Source organism: Rhodococcus marinonascens NBRC 14363, assembly GCF_001894885.1.
Lineage (GTDB): Bacteria > Actinomycetota > Actinomycetes > Mycobacteriales > Mycobacteriaceae > Rhodococcus_F > Rhodococcus_F marinonascens.
This window is the reverse complement of sequence record NZ_BCXB01000002.1, coordinates 305,798-312,395: the sequence shown is the minus strand read 5'-3', so window position 1 is coordinate 312,395 and position 6,598 is coordinate 305,798. Positions and strand designations below refer to the sequence as shown.

Annotated in this window: 7 protein-coding genes; 3 read left to right on the top strand and 4 right to left on the bottom strand. The window is 65.2% G+C overall.

Going from position 1 to position 6,598, the window contains the following annotated elements; all coding sequences use genetic code 11:
- The first annotated feature begins 83 nt into the window (after positions 1-83).
- The 3 genes from RM2_RS03650 to RM2_RS03640 all read left to right on the top strand — a co-directional run bounded on the left by RM2_RS03650 (position 84) and on the right by RM2_RS03640 (position 2,869).
- Positions 84-938: a PHP domain-containing protein gene (locus RM2_RS03650; RefSeq protein ID WP_072687456.1), complete on the top strand. Its 855-nt coding sequence runs from the start codon at positions 84-86 to the stop codon at positions 936-938.
- Positions 935-1,300 (top strand): hypothetical protein, encoded by a 366-nt coding sequence (locus tag RM2_RS03645; protein ID WP_072687455.1) that lies wholly within the window; start codon positions 935-937, stop codon positions 1,298-1,300. Before RM2_RS03650 ends, RM2_RS03645 begins: the two co-directional genes overlap by 4 nt.
- Positions 1,301-1,675: 375 nt before the next feature.
- Positions 1,676-2,869, top strand: a complete 1,194-nt coding sequence (locus RM2_RS03640) for an NAD(P)-dependent malic enzyme (protein WP_072687454.1) — start codon at positions 1,676-1,678, stop codon at positions 2,867-2,869.
- An 82-nt stretch (positions 2,870-2,951) separates the two neighbouring features.
- Here RM2_RS03640 and RM2_RS03635 read toward each other — a convergent pair whose 3' ends face one another.
- Genes RM2_RS03635 through RM2_RS03620 form a run of 4 tightly spaced genes read right to left on the bottom strand, consistent with a single transcriptional unit; the run spans position 2,952 to position 6,495 of the window.
- The gene (locus RM2_RS03635; RefSeq protein ID WP_072687495.1) at positions 2,952-3,656 is read right to left on the bottom strand and encodes an ABC transporter permease; all 705 of its coding nucleotides are present in this window, start codon (positions 3,654-3,656) and stop codon (positions 2,952-2,954) included.
- Positions 3,653-4,351 (bottom strand): ABC transporter permease, encoded by a 699-nt coding sequence (locus tag RM2_RS03630; RefSeq protein WP_072687453.1) that lies wholly within the window; start codon positions 4,349-4,351, stop codon positions 3,653-3,655. Before RM2_RS03630 ends, RM2_RS03635 begins: the two co-directional genes overlap by 4 nt.
- 4 nt (positions 4,352-4,355) lie before the next feature.
- Positions 4,356-5,513: an ABC transporter ATP-binding protein gene (locus tag RM2_RS03625; protein ID WP_072687452.1), complete on the bottom strand. Its 1,158-nt coding sequence runs from the start codon at positions 5,511-5,513 to the stop codon at positions 4,356-4,358.
- Positions 5,514-5,523: 10 nt separating this feature from the next.
- The gene (locus RM2_RS03620; protein ID WP_072687451.1) at positions 5,524-6,495 is read right to left on the bottom strand and encodes an ABC transporter substrate-binding protein; all 972 of its coding nucleotides are present in this window, start codon (positions 6,493-6,495) and stop codon (positions 5,524-5,526) included.
- Between the last annotated feature and the right edge of the window lie 103 nt (positions 6,496-6,598).

Sequence of the window (6,598 nt, the reverse complement as noted above, 5' to 3'; positions counted from 1 at the left end):
TAAGACGCGCACGAACGCGCGACACGCCGGATTTCGAAGACCGAGCGCCCGACCCCGCGGCCGACAACTGAGAGACTGGACCGGTGCTCATCGATCTCCACGCTCATTCGACGGCCTCCGATGGAACGGACAGTCCGGAGGACCTGGTGCGCGCTGCGGGGGCGGCGGGCCTGGACGTCGTCGCGCTCACCGATCACGACACCACCGCAGGCTGGGCGGGAGCGGTCGCCGCGCTGCCCGCAGGGCTCACGCTGGTTCGGGGCATGGAAATGTCTTGCGAAGGTCGGGGTGAGGACGGACGTCCCGTCGCGGTGCATCTCCTTGCCTATCTGTTCGACCCTGCGCACGCGGCGTTCGCAAGGGAACGGCAGCGGCTGCGGAACGAGCGGATCGTCAGAATCCGGGCGACGGCGGAACGGATGATGGAGGACGGACTCCCAATCGACGCCGATGAGGTACTCGCAGAGGCGGGGCCTGCCGCCGGCCGCCCGCATCTGGCCAGGGCGCTGATGCGCGCCGGGGTCGTCGGCAGCGTCGGTGAGGCGTTCGTCGACCTGCTGGCGCCCGGCGGTAGGTACTTCGTGGACAAGTCGGACACACCGCTCGATGAGGCGGTGCAACTCGTGGCGGAGGCAGGGGGAGTGAGCGTCCTCGCACACGGACGCGCGCGCACGAGGGGGCGACTGCTTTCACTCGAGCACGTCCGTGACCTGGCGGGCGCAGGTCTGCACGGACTCGAGGTGCACCACCCCGATCATTCGGCGGCCGACGCGCGGCTACTGCATGAACTGGCCGACGAACTCGGCCTGGTTGTCACCGGTTCCTCCGATTATCACGGGTCGGACAAGAGGGCCAAGCTGGGAGAATTCTCAACGAGTGCAGATGAATTCGACAGACTTGTATCAAAATCATCTGGAGTGCAGGTGATTTCGGCATGAGTGCACACGAGCCCGACTCCTACGGGTACGACTCCTACGGCCCGGCCACCCCCGGCGACTTGCCCGCACCTGCGCCGCGCCGCAGTCCGCTGGTGGTCCGGGCAATCCGGGCTCTGAGCGGAGCAGTCGCTGCCGGAGTCGTGATGCTGCTGCTCGTCGTGATCGTTTCCGGCTATATCGGTGGAGGCAAGGGGGTGCCGGGCCCGGGAACGGTCTCCGTCACGGCGCACGTCGCCGCTGCCGTCGTCGTGATCGCGGCCCAACGGATCGCGGATCGTCGCGAAGGAGTGGTGGCGGTGACCTCGTCTGTGGCCGTCTTCGCGGCGGCGGCTCTTCTCCTGTTCACACAGTGGTGGGATTGACGGGCGTTCGGGCAGGTATACGAAGCCGGTTGGCGCACTGGCCACCGGGAACGTGTTCTTACAGGTGGCGGGTCCAATAAAGTTGGACTTCCGACTTCCGGTGCAATTTGATTGCGCGTCGCTACTCGTGCCAGACTTGCAATACTCCGACGTCGGTGCCACCGCTCCTTCGGCGGGGATCATGGCAGTGTTGCCAGGGCTCACCCGCCCGGTGCCATGACGCTTCGGAAGTTCTGCGGCCATCGTGATCGCGCATCCTGGAAGCGTCATCTCAGTTGTCTTTCGTGGAGTAATCAAGTGGTTCAGTGTCGATCCGCATGGTTACTACTCGGTAACCCGGCCCCGAGTGAGCCTGGACTTAGCAGGAGTGCCATCGTGTCAATCGTGTCCGAACCCACAACACCGCAGAAGGTCGAGCTGACCGACGAGGAAATCTTCGCCAGCCACATCGGCGGGAAGCTCTCGGTACAGACCACGGCCGCCCTCGATACGCAGCGCGACCTGTCCATCGCATACACGCCCGGTGTCGCACAGGTCAGTCGCGCCATCGCCGCCGACGAGACGCTCGTCAACCGGTACACATGGACCAGTCGCCTCGTCGTCGTCGTGTCCGACGGCTCCGCGGTACTCGGCCTCGGTGACATCGGACCTCGCGCATCACTTCCCGTGATGGAGGGCAAGTCCGCGCTGTTCAAGAAATTCGCGGACCTGAACTCGATTCCGTTGGTGCTCGATACCAAGGATCCCGACGAGATCGTCGAGACTCTCATCCGGTTGCGTCCGAGCTTCGGCGCCGTCAACCTCGAGGACATCTCGGCGCCGCGCTGCTTCGAGATCGAAAAGCGTGTGATCGAGGCGCTCGATTGCCCGGTCATGCATGACGATCAGCACGGCACCGCCATCGTCGTCCTCGCCGCACTCAAGGGGGCGACCAAGGTACAGGACCGTGCCCTCCACACGTTGCGCGTGGTCATCTCGGGCGCCGGAGCCGCGGGTGTCGCGTGCGCGAACATTCTGCTCGCCGCCGGTATCACTGACGTGACGGTCCTCGACTCGAAGGGCATCGTCTCTCGGGACCGCGACGACCTCACCGAGGTCAAGGTCGATTTGGCGGCTCGGACCAACCCCGCCGGCCGCCACGGTGGCATCGTCGAGGCCCTCGACGGCGCAGACGTATTCCTCGGTGTGTCCGCGGGCACGGTGCCCGAAGAGATCATCGCGACCATGGCGAAGGACTCGATAGTGTTCGCGTTGTCGAACCCGGATCCGGAGATCCACCCCGACATCGCACGCAAGCACGCGGCGATCGTTGCCACGGGGCGCAGTGACTTCCCGAACCAGATCAACAACGTTCTCGCCTTCCCCGGTGTGTTCCGTGGTGCGCTCGACGCCGGCGCCCGCCGTATCACCGAAGGCATGAAGCTTGCCGCCGCCGAGGCAATCCTCTCGGTGGTCGGCGACGAGTTGGCTGTAGACAAGATCGTTCCCAGCCCGCTCGATCCTCGCGTGGCCCCCGCTGTTGCGGAGGCGGTCGCCGGTGCTGCTCACGCAGAAGGCGTCACCGGCTAGCGAGAATCCGGCAAGCACCCCGATCCGAAACCCGCACCCAAGGTTCCGGTGTCGGGGTGTTTGCCGTTGTGCGTGGGCTTTGTCATAGCGCGCGTTCGGCGATCTGTTCGGCGTTCGAGTTGCGCCGTAGTCTGCCCGTGCCAGGAATGGAAGCCCAAACTGCGAGCGCGAGCAGGCCGTCCACGACGAGCGCGAGAATCGTCACGAGAAGCGCGCCGACGAGGACCCGGTCGTACTGGCGCAAGGCAAGTCCATCGAAGATGTAGCGGCCAAGGCCGCCGAGATTGACATACGCGGCCACCGTTGCGGTTGCGATGATCTGCAGGGTGGCATTGCGGAGTCCGCCGAGCATGAGCGGCAGTGCATTCGGGGCTTCGACGCGCGTGAGGACTTGCCATTCGGTCAGACCCATTGCCCGGGCGGCGTCAACAACCGTCCAGTCGACGTTTGCGACACCCGCGTACGTGCCCGCCAGCACGGGTGGGATTCCAAGGATCACAAGGGCCAGGATCGGCGGGATCAGACCGAGCCCGAGCAGAAGCACCAGGAACGTCAGCAGGCCGAGCGTCGGCAGCGAGCGGAGTGCGTTGACGAGACCAACGACAACCACGTCGCCTTTGCGTAGATGACCGATGATCAGACCGATCGGTACTGCCACTGCCACCGAGAGCATCACCGCCAGAAAGCTGTACCAAAGGTGCTCGAGGATGCGGGCACCGATTCCAGTGCTGCCTTGCCAGTTGGACGGATCGGCGATGTAGTCCCATGCGCCACCGAAGATGTTCATGACGTCTCCGCGGTCGTCGGCGCGGTCGATTGCCATGCGCCGACAGTCGCGCGCCGGACTTTCTTCTGCCGGGTCCACGGCGTCAGAACCCGCCCGACGAGAAACAGGAGCAGGTCGAATGTCAGGGCGAGCACGACGATGGCGATGATCCCTGCCAGGATTTGGTCGGGGTAGTCACGTTGGTAGCCCTGGGTGAACAGCGTGCCGAGACCACCGATTCCGATCACCGAACCCACCGATACAAGCGAGATATTGGTCACGGCCACCACTCTCACGCTTGCGACGAGAACGGGTATTGCGAGGGGCAGGTCGACGGTCAGGGCCCGGCCGAGGCGGGTGAATCCCATCGCGGTTGCGGAGTCGACGACGTCGGCGGGAACCGAGTCGAGGGCCTCGGGCACCGCACGGACGAGTAGGGCGGTGGAGTAGATCGTCAGCGCGATCAGCACATTGAGAGGGTCCAGGATCTGCAGTCCGACAACGGAGGGGATCGTTACGAACAGCGCCAGCGACGGGATCGTGAACGCAATGCCCGCCGCGATCAGTGTGATCTTGCGCAGCCACGGCACGCCCCGGATCGCGGTCCCCACAGGGACGGCGATGATCAGTCCGATCAGAAGTGGAACCAGGGCGAGATACAAATGGGTCTTCGTCAAGTCGACGACGACGGAGAAGTTGTCGAGAAGCCACCTCATCGGCCTACGACCCGTCCGGGCTTGTCGCTTCGGGAGCGAGGTAGAGCTCACCCCTCATGCGATCCTCGGTCGCCCGTTGCTCGGCCAGTTTCGCGATCACCTCGGCTCCGAGCATGCCGCCCGACACCGCGCCGTCGCCGTCGACGGCCACCCCGATTCCCGAAGGAGAGGATATGGTCGCGTCCAGTGCCTGCCGTAGATCGGCGCCCGGAGTGAAGAGTGATCCGCCTGCCGCAGTGCATTCGGAGACCGGGTGGCCGGCGCGTGCCCTCTCGACGCCGGTGACGTCGATCCACCCTCTCGGAACTCCCGCGTCCGTGACGACCAGGGCCCATTCACCCTGCCGGAGCGTCAGCCCGGGCAACTCCTTCTCGGTCGCGGTCCGAATCATGTGCAGCGGAACTTGATCGGCGGTGCGGAAGGAGAGACCCCGGTAGCCACGGTCCCGACCGACGAACGAGGCGACGAAATCGGTGGCCGGCGCGGACAGGACCGTGTCCGGGGCGTCGTACTGCTGCAGTCGGCCGCCTGGTCCGAAGACCGCCAACCGGTCGCCCAATTTGACGGCCTCGTCGATGTCGTGGGTCACGAACACGATGGTCTTGCGCATCTCGGCTTGCAGACGCTGCATCTCTGCCTGCAGGTCTTCGCGGACAACGGGATCGACGGCGCTGAATGGTTCGTCCATCAGCAGGATCGGTGGATTGGCGGCCAGCGCCCGAGCGACTCCGACCCGCTGTTGCTGCCCGCCCGAGAGTTGCCCGGGATAGCGGGAAGCCAGCGCCGGATCGAGGCCCACACGTTCGAGTACCGCCAACGCGGCCTTGCGGGCGCTGCGTCGCGAATCACCCCTCAATACCGGCACGGTAGCGACGTTGTCCACCACCGTGCGGTGCGGCAACAGTCCTGCGCTCTGGATGACGTAGCCGATGCCGAGGCGAAGCTTGACCGGATCGGTGTCCGCAATATCGCGTCCGCCGACCGTGATCCTTCCCTCGGTGGGGGTGATCATCCGGTTGATCATCCGCATCGACGTGGTCTTGCCGCAGCCGGACGGGCCGACGAAGACCATGAACGATCCGGCTTCGATCTGCAGATCGAGGTTGTCGACTGCCGTCGTGCCGTCCGGATACTGCTTGGTGACTCCCGAGAAAGTGATCACGGCACGTCCCTTACGAGACCGGCTCGTCGAGCCCCTGGTCGGTGACCCACTGCTTTGCCGCCGCCGCCGGTTCGGTCTTCGCGTCACCGGAGACAGATTCGTTGAGCGACAGAAGCGCTTCGGTGCTCAGCTTCGCCGACACCGCATCGAGCACCTCGGTCAGCTTGTCGGACGACTTCGTGGAGCGCACCACGGGGACCACGTTCTGTGCGGCGAAGTTGTTCTGCGGGTCCGCGAGCACCACGAAGCCGTTCTGCTCGATCGCCGGGGACGTGGTGAAGATGTTGGCCGCCGTGATCTGTCCCGATGCGAGGACACCGACCGTAGCCGGACCACCGCCGTCGGCGATCGGAACGAAATTGTCGGCCGAGATGTTGAGCCCATACTTGGACTTCAGTCCCGGCAGGCCACCTGGGCGCTCCTGGAACTCGGCGGGTGCACCGAACTTCACCTCGCTCGAGTGCTCTGCGAGATCTGCGATGGACGTCAGGTTCCAGCGCTGCGCCGTCTCCTTCGTGACGACCACCGCGTCCTTGTTCTCGGCGGGGGCGGGGGTGGTGATCGTGAGTTCCGACCCCAATGCGGCCGGAAGCGCCTCGTCGACGTCGACGGCGCTCGTCACCGTCGAGGCAGGATCGAGATACTGCAGGAGGTTTCCCGTGTAGTCGGGAATGACGTCGATCGACCCATCCTTCAGCGCCGGAATATAGGCCTCACGGGTGCCGATGTTGAACCTCGTGGTCACGTCGAACCCGTTGGCGCGGAGCGCCTCGGTGTAGATGTTCGCGACGGTCTCGGATTCGGGGAAGTTCGCCGATCCCACGATGATCGAGTCGGGGCTGTCGCCGGAACCTTCGCTGCCGGCGGAGAGCGGATCGGATCCGCCACCACACGCTGCGAGCGACACTGCGGCGACCGTCGCGAGAGCAATACTGCCCACCGCGCGGCGGGTGAGGCCTGACGGAAGTCGTGAGGTGCGCACAAGCGTCCTTTCCGTTGTCACCGGCGTCGGACCTGCCGACGGAGACCGGTGGGCGCGTGTACGCGCCATCAGTTGGCCAGTGTAACGATGGGGGCGGACACAG